Genomic DNA, 11,652 nt, shown 5'->3' with positions numbered 1-11,652 from the left:
AGCGCCCCGAGGGGAGGTGGCGCAAGTGGCACATGGATGTGCCACGGCCGCGAGTGCGGACATGGATGTCTGCCCGAGCGGTGTGTCACCTCCCCTCGGGGCGCTGCGGCCCCTTCCGAAGGCGTGCTCCCGCACCGTTTCCAGCACCAGTTGGATCCGGCAAGTTGAAGCCGACACGGCCAGGACCACCCGAAAGCCATTCACGTCGCAACTTCACCGCGTCGCACTAGACTGGCGTGGTTGCGGCGGAGGGACATCACGTGAAAGCCTGGACCACGTTCGGCATCGTTGTCGTCATTGCCGTCGGCGCACTGCTGCCGCTGCAGGCGCTGATCAATGCGCGCCTGGGTGCGCTGACGCATGGCGCGCTGTACGCATCCTTCGTCTCGTTCCTGGTCGGCACCTGCCTGCTGGGGCTGATGCTGCTGATCACCCGCACGCCGCTGCTGCCGACGCAGCCGCTCAATACGCTGCCGGCCTGGGTCTGGGTTGGCGGCGTGATAGGCGCCTGCCTTGTGCTGGTGGCGACCCTGCTGGTGCCCAAGATCGGCGCAGCCGCACTGATCTGCCTGATCGTGCTGGGGCAACTGCTGGGTTCGCTGCTGCTCGATCATTTTGGCGTGCTCGGCGCGCAGCGGCCGGCGGATGCGGTCCGGATCGGTGGCGCGCTGCTGGTGATCGTCGGCGCCGCGTTCGTGGTGCGGCCATGGCAGCCGGGATGAGTGGCATCGACGTACTGCCGGCCGGCCAGATGCACGCGCTGGAAGCGGCGTATGCGAAGCCGCCGCGCGCCTATCACGACTTCGGCCACGTGGGCGAAGTGCTGCGCCATTACGACGCCGTGGCCGCCGGGCCGGGCTGGGTGCAGCCGCGGGAAGTGCGCCTGGCCGTGCTGTACCACGACGCGGTGTACGAGCCCGGGCGCAAGGACAACGAAACGCGTTCGGCCGCGTTCGCGCTCGAAGAGATCGCGCGCTGGTTGCCGGATGCCGGGGTGGAAGCATCGCGCGTGGCCGAGTTGATCGAACTCACCGCGCGCCACGGGCAGCATGGACCCCAGGATTTCGGCAAGACCGCGGTGGCCGACGACACCTGCCATTTCCTCGACTGCGACATGGCCATCCTCGGCGCCGAACCTCCCGCGTTCGATGCCTACGACCGCGCGATCGCCGCCGAGTACCGCGGCCATGTGCCGGACTGGCTGTTCCGGATCAACCGCCGCCGCTTCCTCAAGGCGCTGCAGGCACGGCCACGGATCTATCTCAGCGATTTCTTCCACGAGCGCTTCGACGCGCAGGCGCGCAGCAACCTGCGCAGGGCGGTCACCAGCAAACGCTGAGGCTGCGTGGCCGGGAATCGCCCCGGAGCGGCTATGATCCGGCGATGGCGAAACTGCTGCTCAACCTGCGCAACGTGCCCGACGACGAGGCCGACGATGTCCGCACCTTCCTGCGCGCGGCCCGGATCGAGCACTACGAAACGCGTCCCGGGCCGTTCGGCATCTCCGCTGGCGGCATCTGGGTGCGCGACGACGACGACGTACCCCAGGCCAAGCGCCTGATGGCCGACTACCAGCGTGAGCGCGCGATCCGGGTGCGCGCCGACCATGAGCGCGCCGAGCGCGAAGGCAGCGCCGAAACCTTTGCCGACATCGCCCGCGCACAGCCGCTGCGGGTCGTGCTGACCGTCGTGGCGATCCTGCTGCTGGTCGGGCTGATGGCGCTGCCCGCGATCCTCATCGGGCGCTGACCGGTGGCGGCTGCGCCTGGCCAGCTGGTCCGCGGCATCGGGCGCGGCAGCATGGTCGCGCTGTTCATCAACTCGGTGATCGGTGCCGGCATCTTCGGCCTGCCGTCGCGCGTGCACGAACTGCTGGGTCCGTACGCGCTGCTGGCCTACGTTGCCTGCGCGCTGCTGGTGCTGCTGGTGGTGCTGTGCTTCGCCGAGGCCGGCAGCCGCTTCGAACAGACCGGTGGGCCCTACCTGTATGCCCGCGTCGCGTTCGGACCGGTGGTCGGTTTCCAGGTGGGCTGGCTGGTGTGGCTGACGCGGGTGACCGCATTCGCCGCGCTGTGCAACCTGCTGATCGACTATCTCGCGCATGTTGCGCCCGCGCTGGCGAGCGGCACCGGGCGCGTCGCCGTCGCCACGCTCGCCACCCTGGCCATCGCTGCGGTCAACCTGCGCGGCGTGCGCACCGCGGCGATCGTCGCCAACGTGTTCACCGTCGGCAAGCTGGTGCCGCTGGTGCTGTTCGTCGCGGTGGGGCTGTTCTTCATCGAGCGTGCGCGCTACGTGCCGGAGCAGGCGCCCAGTTCCGTTGATTTCTCCAGCGCCGTGTTGCTGCTGGTGTTCGCCTTCACCGGATTCGAAACCGCGACCGTGCCGGCCGGCGAGGTGCGCGATCCGCGGCGCACGCTGCCGTTCGCGATCCTGGCCTCGATGGCAGTGATCGTGCCGCTGTACCTGCTGATCCAATTCGTGGCGATCGGCACGCTGCCGGAGCTCGCACAGTCGAGTACGCCGCTGGCCGATGCCGCGGGCGGATTTGCCGGCAGCATCGGCGCGGGCGTGATCGTTCTCGGCGCGCTGGTGTCGATTTCCGGCACGCTCAATGGCTTGGTGCTCTCGGCGCCGCGGCTGCTCTACGCGATGGCCGAGCGTGGCCAGCTGCCGCGGCTGCTTGCGCGTACGCACCCGCGCTTCCACACGCCGCACTGGGCGATCGGGTTGACCGCGGCCTGCATGCTGGCGCTCACGTTGTCGGGGTCGTTCCTGACCGCGGTGGCGCTGAGCACGATCACGCGCCTGCTGGCGTACGCAGCCACGTGCATCGCGGTGCCGGTGTTGCGCCGGCGGGAAGGCGGCGAGGTGGCGCCCGCCGCGTTCCGGGTGCCGGCGGCGCCCTGGGTGGTGGGCAGCGCCCTGCTGGTGATTGCATGGCTGGTGCTGCACGCGGGGGCCGCGGAACTTCGCAACGTGGCGTTGGCGATGCTGGCCGGCGCGCTGCTGATGGTGATCGCGGGCCGCCTGCGTCTGCGCAGGCCAGGCGGCGCATGACTTTCGGCATGACCCGGTGATGCCGCACGCGGGGTAAGGTCCCGGGTCCGGATCGCATTGCGCACCGGCCTGTCTTCCAACCTTGCCTTGGGGCACTCGATGTCCAGAATCCTTGCGCCCCTGTTTTTCCTGGCCCTGGTCTGCGCCTGGCCAGCCACCGCGCTCGCGCAGCGCAGCCTGTCGTTCGAGGCGCACGCGCTGCCGGAGCAAGGCATCGTCGCGATCGCCGTGGCCGAGGGACTGCCCGAAGGCGGCAGCTTTGCCACGATCGACGCGCGCAGCGGCGGCGCGCTGCGCCGCGCGGCGGAGGCCGACGGTTTCAAGGGCAAGGCGGAAAGCCTGCTCGAGTTGCGCGGTTTTGCCGGCTACGATCGCCTGCTGGTGCTGGGCACGGGCAAGGACGCGCTGGCGCCCGCCGCGCTGCAGGATGCCGGCGGCCGCGTCGCCAGCGCCGTGGCGCGCATCCGTGCGCCGCGCGTGGACCTGGTCTGGGATGGCGGCGAGGCCGATGCCGCCTCGCACCTGGCGCTGGGCGCTTCGCTGGGCCAGTACAGCTTCGACAAGTACCGCTCGCGCAAGGACGGGAACGAGGGTGCGCAGGCCGGCACCGGCGAACTGGTGATCCGCACGCGGGCCGGCGCGGCTGCGGCCGACGCCTGGACCGCGCAGTGGAAGCCCGTCGCCGACGCAGTCGCCTTCGCGCGCGACTTGTCCACCGAGCCTGCCAATGCGCTGTGGCCCGAGGAGTTCGTCGCGCGCGTGCGCACGGCGGCGGCAGGCCTGCCGCTGCGCATCGAGGTGCTCGACGTGCCGGCGATGCAGAAGCTCGGCATGGGCGGCATCCTCGCCGTCGGCCAAGGCAGCGTGCGCCCGCCGCGGCTGCTGGTGCTGCGCTATTCGGGCGCTGCAGCCGGTGAAGCGCCGCTCGCCTTCGTCGGCAAGGGCATCACCTTCGACAGCGGCGGCATCTCGATCAAGCCCAACACCAACATGTGGCAGATGAAGGGCGACATGAGCGGTGCCGCCACGGTGGTGTCGACCGTGATCGCGCTGGCCGGCCGCAAGGCGCCGGTGAATGCGGTCGCAGTGGCGGCGCTGGCCGAGAACATGCCCTCGGGCAGCGCGGCGCGTCCCGGCGACGTGATTCGCACCGCCTCGGGCAAGACCTTCGAGATCATGAGCACCGACGCCGAAGGGCGCATGGTGCTGACCGACGCGCTCTGGTACGTGCAGCAGCAGGACCGGCCGCAGCTGGTCGTCGATGTGGCCACGCTCACCGGCTCGATCGTGGCCGCGCTGGGCGGCGACTATGCGGGCCTGTTCTCGCGCGACGACGTGCTGGCCGGGCAACTGCTGGCGGCGGGCGAGGCCAGCGGCGAGGAGCTGTGGCGGATGCCTCTGCGCGAGGAGTACGGCAAGCGGCTGAAATCGCCGATCGCCGACCTGCGCAATGGCGGTGGCTCGCCGGGCGCCGGCGTGGGCGCGTACTTCGTCGGCGAGTGGGTCGACCGCAAGCTGCCCTGGGCGCACCTGGACATCGCCGGCTCGTTCTCGGTCTCCAGCGCCGAACCGACCGTGCCCGAGGGCGCCACCGGCTTCGGCGTGCGCCTGCTGGATCGCTTCGTGCGCGACCACCACGAACAGCCGCGCGAATAGGGCGGTCGGGCGGCTGCGCCAGTCGCCGGCTACAATCGGCGCAGGCGGGCCGGACGCCGCCGCCATCCTCGCGAGACGTCCTTCGACGGCCGCAGACAGGGCAGCGGGTCTTCAGCCCGGTTTCGCCCGCACCCGCAGCTGCGAGCACGACGGTCGCCGCCCGCCCCACCGTAGCCCCCGTCGCGACCCGGCCAATCCATGATCCGCAACATCGCCGCCTACCACTTCGTCGAGATCGCCGACACGCAGGCGCTGGCCCAGCGCGTGCGCGAGTGGGCCGAGGTCGCAGCGCTGCGCGGCACGGTGCTGGTGGCCCCCGAAGGCATCAACCTGTTCCTGGCCGGCGCGGATGCCGCCATCGAAGGCTTTCTCGATCAGTTGCGCCGCGACCCGCGCTTTGCCGGCGTCACCGTCAAGGACAGCTGGAGCGCGACCGTCCCGTTCTCGCGGCTCAAGGTCAAGCGCAAGCGCGAGATCATCAGCTTCCGCCGTGACGATGCGTCTCCGCTGGGCGGCCGCGCGCCCGCAGTCGCGCCCGCGGACCTTGCGCGCTGGCTGGCCCAGGGCCACGACGACGAGGGTCGCCGCGTCGCCATGCTCGACACACGCAACCGCGAGGAGACCGCACATGGCGCGTTCGCCGGCGCGCTGGTGCTGCCGATCGACAACTTCACCGACCTGGCGGCCGCGCTTGAGCCGCATCGTGATGCCCTGGCCGATGCCACGGTGGTCAGCTACTGCACCGGCGGTATCCGCTGCGAGAAGGCTGCGCTGTGGATGCGCGCCAGCGGCATGGACAACGTGCTGCAGCTCGACGGCGGCATCCTCGGCTACTTCGAGGCGGTCGGTGGCGTCGGCTACGAAGGCCGCTGCTTTGTGTTCGACGAACGGGTGGCGCTGGACCCGGCGCTGCGCCCGCTGGTCGACGAAGCAGCGCAGGCGCGCGCCGCATGAGCTGGCTTGGCCTGGTGCTGCTGGTGCTGGGCGCGTACCTGGCATTCAAGCTGGCCGGCGCGCTGCTGAAGCTGCTGATGTTCGTGCTGGCGCTGGTCGGCGCGTACTGGTTCCTGGCGCCGCACCTGGGCTGGCCGACTGTGTCGGAACTGTTCTACGTGCTGGGTCCGGACTTTGGCGGGCGCCGCATCGAGGAGGTCGTCCAGCCGGGCGCCATTGCCGGCGAAGTCACGGATCGCGTCGTCGACGGGGTGATCGACCGCATCCTGCCGTCGCAGCCGCTGCCCGACGTCGAGCCGCTGCCGGAGCCGGCGCCGGCGCCAGCGGACGCGCTTGCGCCGACAGGCGCGGATCAGCCGATCCATTAGGGAAGCCCTGAACACGCCGCAGGCGCTACTCGCCGAACTCCCGTGAGGGCAGGGCGATGCGGCGCTGCGGACGGCCGACCAGGTCCAGGAAGTTGTTGAACACCGCGTCGGCGCCGGCCTGCATCGCGGCGATGTGCTCGTGGGTGTGGGCGCGGATCGCGGCCTCGTCGTGTGCGCCTTCGCGGCGCTCGAGCTCGGCCCGGTAGCCGGGCGTCGCCAGCCAGCGCTCGATCAGCGGCTGGTCCATCTCCAGGTGGAACTGGAACCCGTAGGCCTTCTCGCCCCAGCGAAAGGCCTGCTGCTCGCAGGTCTCGCTGCGTGCCAGGTGCACGGCGCTGCGCGGGATCTCGAAATGCCGGCCGTGCCACTGGAACACCGGCGCCTCCTCGCCGAGCGGAGCCAGCACCGGGTCGCTGCGCCCGGCCTCGGTGGCACGCAGGTGGTACCAGCCGATTTCCGGCACCTGCTGGCGCCTGACCGGCGCGCCCAGCGCGTGCGCGAGCAGCTGTGCGCCCAGGCAGATGCCGAGCACTGGCTTGCCCTGGCCCAGCATCCGCTCGATCGCGCGCAGCTCGGTGCGCAGGTGCGGCCGCGCCTGCTGGTCCTCGACGTTCATCGGCCCGCCCAGCACGATCAGGCCGCGATAGCGGTCGACGTCGGGCTGCGCCTCGGGATCGCGGTCGAAGTTGACGAAGCGGATGCGGTGGCCGCGGCGCCGGATCAGGGGGTCGAGCGTACCCAGCGGCTCGGCCGCGACGTGCTGGAAGACGAGGATGCGGGACATGGGGCGATTCTAGAAAGGATCGCAGCCGCGTGTGCCGATGGTTGCGGCTGTGACCCTTGGCTGGCGCTGTCCGGCGTGCAGGAGCGGCCGAGGCCGCTCCTGCTGCCGCGGAGCCGGGATCAGTCCCGGCGCCCGCGCGGCCCCGGCTTCGCGCCGCGCGGTGGCGGCCCCCCCTTGCTGCGCGGCTTGCCTGCCGGCTTGGGGCCGGGCCTGCCGCGCGGCGGTCCGCGTTCGTCCTCGCTGGCGTGGCGCATGCGCAGCTGCTGGCCGGACACCCACACCTTCTTCAGGTGCTCGAGCACCTCGCGCGGCATGCCCTGCGGCAGGTCGACCAGGCTGTGGTCTTCGCGGATGTCGATGCGGCCGATGTAGCGGCTCTCCAGGTCCGCCTCGTTGGCGATGGCGCCGACGATATTGCCCGGCTGCACGCCATGCATGTGGCCGACCTCGATGCGGAAGGTCTCCGTATCGAAACCGTGCTCGGGCGCGGACGCCGGACGCGCGTCGCGCGTGGCGGGCTCGCGCCGCGCTGCCGGCGGTGTCGGCGACGCGGCTTGCGGCTGCCCGGCTTCCGGCGGCGTGGCGAACAGCGTTTCGCCGGCGTTGTGATGCGCGCGTTCGGGCCGACCCCGGGCGATCGGGGGTCTCGCCGCGAACGGGGTCGAAGCCTCGCGCCGCTCCATGCGCTCGCGCGGACCGCGGCCGTCGTCGCGGTCCTTGCGCGGTGGCGGCGCGGCGATCAGCAGCGGCGTATCGCCCTGCACGGCCTGCGCCAGCGCGGCGGCGATCTCGGCGGCGGGCACATTGTGGTCGCGCTCGTAGCGTTCGACCAGGTCGCGGTACAGCGCCAGGTCCGGGCTTTCGAGCGCGCTGGTGATGCGGTCCATGAATTTGCCGACACGGCGTTCGTTCACCGTGTCCACGCTCGGCAGCTGCATCGGCTCGATCTTCTGCCGGGTCGCACGCTCGATCGCGCCGAGCATGCCGCGCTCGCGCGGCGCTGCGAACAGGATCGCTTCGCCGCTGCGGCCGGCGCGGCCCGTGCGGCCGATACGGTGCACGTAGCTTTCGGTGTCGTAGGGAATGTCGTAGTTGAGAACGTGACTGATGCGGTCCACGTCCAGCCCGCGCGCGGCCACGTCGGTGGCCACCAGGATGTCGATGCGGCCGTCCTTGAGTGACTGGATGGTCTTCTCGCGCTGCTTCTGGTCAAGGTCGCCGTTGATCGCGGCCGCAGCGAACCCGCGCGCAGCCAGCCGATCAGCCAGCTCCTGGGTGCCGAGCTTGGTGCGTGCGAACACGATCATCGCCTCGAACGGCTCGGCCTCGAGGATGCGGGTGAGCGCGTCGAGCTTGTTGGTGCCGCTGACCATCCACACCCGCTGGCGGATGTTGGGCGCGGTGGTGGTCTGCGACTTGATCGCGATCTCGACCGGGTCCTTGAGGTAGGTCTGCGCGATGCGCTTGATCTGGCTCGGCATGGTCGCCGAGAACAGCGCCACCTGGCGCGTCGCGGGCGTCTTCTTCAGCACCGTCTCGACGTCGTCGATGAAGCCCATGCGCAGCATTTCGTCGGCTTCGTCGAGCACCAGCGTGCGCAGTTCGGAGAGGTCCAGCGTGCCGCGGTCGAGATGGTCGATCACGCGCCCGGGCGTGCCGACGATCACCTGCACGCCGCGCTTGAGCGCGGCCAGCTGCGGGCCATAGCCCTGGCCGCCGTAGATCGGCAGCACCTGGAAGCCGGGCAGGTGGGTGGCGTATTTCTGGAATGCCTCGGCCACCTGGATGGCCAGCTCGCGCGTGGGCGCCAGCACCAGCACCTGCGGCTTGCGCGCGGCCGGATCGAGCCGCGCAAGCGCGGGCACGGCGAAAGCGGCGGTCTTGCCCGTGCCGGTCTGCGCCTGCCCGAGCACGTCGCGACCTGCCAGCAGCGGCGGGATGGTCGCGGCCTGGATGGGCGATGGAGATTCGTAGCCGACGTCGGACAGCGCCTGGAGCAACGGCTGCGAGAGTGCGAAATCGGAAAAACTGGTGGGCGGGGCTTCGGCGCTCATGGAATCCGGCGAGCCGGTCTTGAAAATCGGGGAGACAGTGTACGCGTCGCTGCGTCAGGGCGGCGTCGCGCGCTGCAGACAGCGCTGCGGCTAGGATGGGGCGCTCCATCCACACGTGCCTTCGAATGACCCGGTCCACGAGCCTTCCCAACCCCGTCCTCCTGCGGCCCCGCCGCAGGACCGGGGCCTGCTGAGCGTGTACGCGCCCGGTTTCGACAACGCGCTGCTGCGCGAAATGCCCGGCGATCCGGAGCAGGGGCCGCGGCGGCGCCAGGTGGAACAGGCCGTCTGGTCGCGGGTCCAGCCCACGCCCGTGGCGGCGCCGCGGTTGCTGGCGCATTCGGCAGAAGTCGCCGCCATGCTGGGCATCGACCAGGGCTGGCTGCATTCGGACGGGTTCGCCCGGGTCTTTGGTGGCAATGCGCTGCTGCCAGGCATGGATCCGTTTGCCGGCAACTACGGGGGCCACCAGTTCGGCCAGTGGGCCGGCCAGCTTGGCGATGGTCGTGCCATCAGCCTCGGCGAGGCGGTGACGGCCGACGGGACGCGCCACGAACTCCAGCTCAAGGGCGCCGGCCCCACGCCGTATTCGCGCAGTGCCGACGGCCGCGCCGTGCTGCGCTCGTCGATCCGTGAATTCCTGTGCAGCGAGGCGATGCACCACCTGGGCATCCCCACCACGCGCGCGCTGTCGCTGGTGGCAACGGGAGATGCGGTGGTGCGCGACATGTTCTACGACGGCAACGCGGCGCCCGAGCCGGGCGCGATCGTGTGCCGCGTCGCGCCCTCGTTCCTGCGCTTCGGCCACTTCGAGCTGCCGTATTCGCGCGGCGACAGCGGACTGCTGCGCCAGCTCGCGGAATTCTGCATCTGGCGGGATTTCCCGCACCTGCTCGGCAGCCGCGCTGGGCAGCCGCTGGATGCGCTGCGCGCGCAGGAGGTATTCACCGAGGCGCTGTTCGGTGAATGGTTCAACGAAGTCTGCGAACGCACCGCGCACATGGTCGCGGGCTGGATGCGGGTGGGCTTCGTGCACGGCGTACTCAACACCGACAACATGTCGATTCTGGGCCTCACCATCGACTACGGCCCCTATGGCTGGATCGACGACTACGATCCGGACTGGACCCCCAACACCACCGACGCGCAGGGCCGTCGCTACCGTTTTGGATGGCAGCCGCGGGTGGCGCACTGGAACCTGTCGCGCCTGGCGCAGGCGTTGACGCCGCTGTTCGACGATCTCGCGGTGCTGGAAGCCGGGCTCGATCGCTATGCCCAGGCCTGGCAGGCCGGCGACCGCGCAAACATCGCGGCCAAGCTCGGCCTGGCCGACTGCCGCGAAGACGATGTGGGCCGGATGGAGCGGCTGCAGGCGTTGATGCAGACGGCGCAGGTGGACATGACGATCTTCTTCCGCGCGCTGGCGGACATCGACCTCGACGCGCCTTCGCTCGAGCCACTGGCGGATGCGTTCTACGACGCGGAGCTGCGCGAGACACATGCGCCCGCCTTCGACGAGTGGCTCGACGACTACACGCAGCGGCTGCGCGGCGACACGCTCGATCCTGCTGCGCGCCTTACGCGCATGCAGGCGGCCAACCCGAAATACGTGCTGCGCAATTACCTGGCCCAGCAGGCGATCGACCAGGCCACGGCCGGTGATCCGTCGGGCATCGCCGAGCTGCTGGAGGTCATGCGCCGGCCCTACACCGACCAACCCGGTCGCGAAGACCTGGCGGCCAGGCGCCCGGACTGGGCGCGCAACCGGGCCGGGTGTTCGGCCCTCTCCTGCAGTTCGTGACCGTCATTCGTCGAGGAACGCTCCGCAACCCTTGAGCGTTTCGGCGCCCACCGTCAGCGCGATGGACGCGGGATAGTCCAGGTCGCTCATGCCGTCACTGCAGCTGCCGCGGGTAATCCGCAGTTCAACCGCGCTGCCGTCGTCGGCGCTACCGAGGAAGCCTTCGCCCGCCTCGAGCGGCGTGGCCTGCGCCACCACGAGCGGGCGTTCGCCCATGTCCAGTGCCAGGCGCATCCGTGGCGTCGGTCCGGCGTCCACCTCCAGTGACCAGAACGGCTCGGTGCCCAATCCGCGGAAGGCGACGCCGCGCGCGCGCGCCTCGTCCCAGGGCGAAACCTCGTCGGTGACGCGGCAGTCGAGGGTCTGGCCGCCGAGGGTCAGCGTGGCGCTGTCGCCCTTGTTCCAGAACTCGTTGCCCTGCGCGTCGGCGTAGCGGGCGCCCGACGCCGCCATCACCTGCGGCAGGACCGTCCGGCGGGTGGCGATGGTCAGGGTGAGTTCGCCCCTGGCGTTGTCGAACCTGGCGTTGGCGAGCACGTCGCCGCAGCGGAAGTTGGCCGTGGTGGAGTCGGGAAGCGGCGCTGCGGGCGTGCCGCTTGGCGGTGCGTCCGCCAAGGCGGGGTCTACCGCCACGGCGTCCGGCGACGCTGGTGGCGGGGCCGGCTGGCAGCCGGCTGCGAGCGACAGGGCCAGGACGAGGCAAGGGTGGGCGATGCGCATGGGGCTTCCCTGGAGACGGGGGATGGCCAATGTCCGACTTCGTGGTGATGAACGCAAACGGCGGGGCTGGCGGCTCCGGTGGCCCCCACCCCAACCCTCCCCCGCAAGCGGGGAAGGGGGCCGAACGTTGCGCGTCGGCGTGACGCTGCGCCCGGCCCGCGCGCTGCTCCGCGGGGGAGGGAGTCGAAGCGTTGCGCGTCGGCGTGAAGTTGCGCCCGGCCCGCGCGCTGCTCCCTCCCCCGGCTGCGGGGGAGG

11 protein-coding genes are annotated in these 11,652 nt (G+C 70.9%); 8 read left to right on the top strand and 3 right to left on the bottom strand.

Annotated elements, in window-relative coordinates:
* Nucleotides 1-260 precede the first annotated feature (260 nt).
* The 7 genes from ACW5DW_RS15490 (at nucleotide 261) to ACW5DW_RS15460 (ending at nucleotide 6,038) form a co-directional block, all read left to right on the top strand.
* Entirely contained in the window at nucleotides 261-722 is a 462-nt protein-coding gene (locus ACW5DW_RS15490; RefSeq protein WP_457020101.1) for a DMT family transporter, read from the top strand.
* Nucleotides 719-1,339, top strand: coding sequence for an HD domain-containing protein (locus tag ACW5DW_RS15485; protein ID WP_457020100.1), 621 nt, complete (start codon nucleotides 719-721; stop codon nucleotides 1,337-1,339). Before ACW5DW_RS15490 ends, ACW5DW_RS15485 begins: the two co-directional genes overlap by 4 nt.
* A 44-nt stretch (nucleotides 1,340-1,383) precedes the next feature.
* Nucleotides 1,384-1,749 (top strand): DUF6164 family protein, encoded by a 366-nt coding sequence (locus ACW5DW_RS15480; protein ID WP_457020098.1) that lies wholly within the window; start codon nucleotides 1,384-1,386, stop codon nucleotides 1,747-1,749.
* A 3-nt stretch (nucleotides 1,750-1,752) separates the two neighbouring features.
* Nucleotides 1,753-3,060 (top strand): APC family permease, encoded by a 1,308-nt coding sequence (locus ACW5DW_RS15475; protein WP_457020097.1) that lies wholly within the window; start codon nucleotides 1,753-1,755, stop codon nucleotides 3,058-3,060.
* Nucleotides 3,061-3,159: 99 nt separating this feature from the next.
* Nucleotides 3,160-4,716: a leucyl aminopeptidase gene (locus ACW5DW_RS15470; protein WP_457020096.1), complete on the top strand. Its 1,557-nt coding sequence runs from the start codon at nucleotides 3,160-3,162 to the stop codon at nucleotides 4,714-4,716.
* A gap of 198 nt (nucleotides 4,717-4,914) precedes the next feature.
* The gene (locus ACW5DW_RS15465) at nucleotides 4,915-5,670 is read left to right on the top strand and encodes a sulfurtransferase (RefSeq protein WP_457020095.1); all 756 of its coding nucleotides are present in this window, start codon (nucleotides 4,915-4,917) and stop codon (nucleotides 5,668-5,670) included.
* The gene (locus ACW5DW_RS15460; protein WP_457020094.1) at nucleotides 5,667-6,038 is read left to right on the top strand and encodes a hypothetical protein; all 372 of its coding nucleotides are present in this window, start codon (nucleotides 5,667-5,669) and stop codon (nucleotides 6,036-6,038) included. Before ACW5DW_RS15465 ends, ACW5DW_RS15460 begins: the two co-directional genes overlap by 4 nt.
* A 25-nt stretch (nucleotides 6,039-6,063) precedes the next feature.
* Here the strand turns inward: ACW5DW_RS15460 and ACW5DW_RS15455 are convergent, their stop codons facing one another.
* Both ACW5DW_RS15455 and ACW5DW_RS15450 read right to left on the bottom strand, forming a co-directional pair.
* A complete protein-coding gene (locus ACW5DW_RS15455) occupies nucleotides 6,064-6,822 on the bottom strand; it encodes a type 1 glutamine amidotransferase (protein WP_457020093.1) in 759 nt (252 codons plus the stop codon).
* Nucleotides 6,823-6,941: 119 nt separating this feature from the next.
* Nucleotides 6,942-8,876, bottom strand: coding sequence for a DEAD/DEAH box helicase (locus ACW5DW_RS15450; RefSeq protein ID WP_457020092.1), 1,935 nt, complete (start codon nucleotides 8,874-8,876; stop codon nucleotides 6,942-6,944).
* A gap of 235 nt (nucleotides 8,877-9,111) precedes the next feature.
* Here ACW5DW_RS15450 and ACW5DW_RS15445 point away from each other — a divergent pair, with 235 nt between their 5' ends.
* Nucleotides 9,112-10,677, top strand: a complete 1,566-nt coding sequence (locus ACW5DW_RS15445; protein WP_457020110.1) for a protein adenylyltransferase SelO — start codon at nucleotides 9,112-9,114, stop codon at nucleotides 10,675-10,677.
* A gap of 3 nt (nucleotides 10,678-10,680) precedes the next feature.
* On the opposite strand, the gene ACW5DW_RS15440 is transcribed toward ACW5DW_RS15445, so the two are convergent.
* Nucleotides 10,681-11,397, bottom strand: a complete 717-nt coding sequence (locus tag ACW5DW_RS15440) for an MliC family protein (protein ID WP_457020091.1) — start codon at nucleotides 11,395-11,397, stop codon at nucleotides 10,681-10,683.
* Between the last annotated feature and the right edge of the window lie 255 nt (nucleotides 11,398-11,652).

The organism is Luteimonas sp. A482 (assembly GCF_054072655.1).
The sequence above is the reverse complement of the archived record's forward strand: the minus strand, read 5'-3'. Positions and strand labels throughout refer to the sequence as shown.

Excerpts from the sequence above, each read along its gene's own strand:
- ACW5DW_RS15485 (WP_457020100.1), top strand. The coding sequence starts at position 719 with ATGAGTGGCATCGACGTACTGCCGGCCGGCCAGATGCACGCGCTGGAA.
- ACW5DW_RS15480 (WP_457020098.1), top strand. The coding sequence starts at position 1,384 with ATGGCGAAACTGCTGCTCAACCTGCGCAACGTGCCCGACGACGAGGCC.
- ACW5DW_RS15460 (WP_457020094.1), top strand. The coding sequence starts at position 5,667 with ATGAGCTGGCTTGGCCTGGTGCTGCTGGTGCTGGGCGCGTACCTGGCA.
- ACW5DW_RS15440 (WP_457020091.1), bottom strand. The coding sequence starts at position 11,397 with ATGCGCATCGCCCACCCTTGCCTCGTCCTGGCCCTGTCGCTCGCAGCC.
- ACW5DW_RS15470 (WP_457020096.1), top strand. The coding sequence starts at position 3,160 with ATGTCCAGAATCCTTGCGCCCCTGTTTTTCCTGGCCCTGGTCTGCGCC.
- ACW5DW_RS15445 (WP_457020110.1), top strand. The coding sequence starts at position 9,112 with ATGCCCGGCGATCCGGAGCAGGGGCCGCGGCGGCGCCAGGTGGAACAG.
- ACW5DW_RS15455 (WP_457020093.1), bottom strand. The coding sequence starts at position 6,822 with ATGTCCCGCATCCTCGTCTTCCAGCACGTCGCGGCCGAGCCGCTGGGT.
- ACW5DW_RS15465 (WP_457020095.1), top strand. The coding sequence starts at position 4,915 with ATGATCCGCAACATCGCCGCCTACCACTTCGTCGAGATCGCCGACACG.
- ACW5DW_RS15450 (WP_457020092.1), bottom strand. The coding sequence starts at position 8,876 with ATGAGCGCCGAAGCCCCGCCCACCAGTTTTTCCGATTTCGCACTCTCG.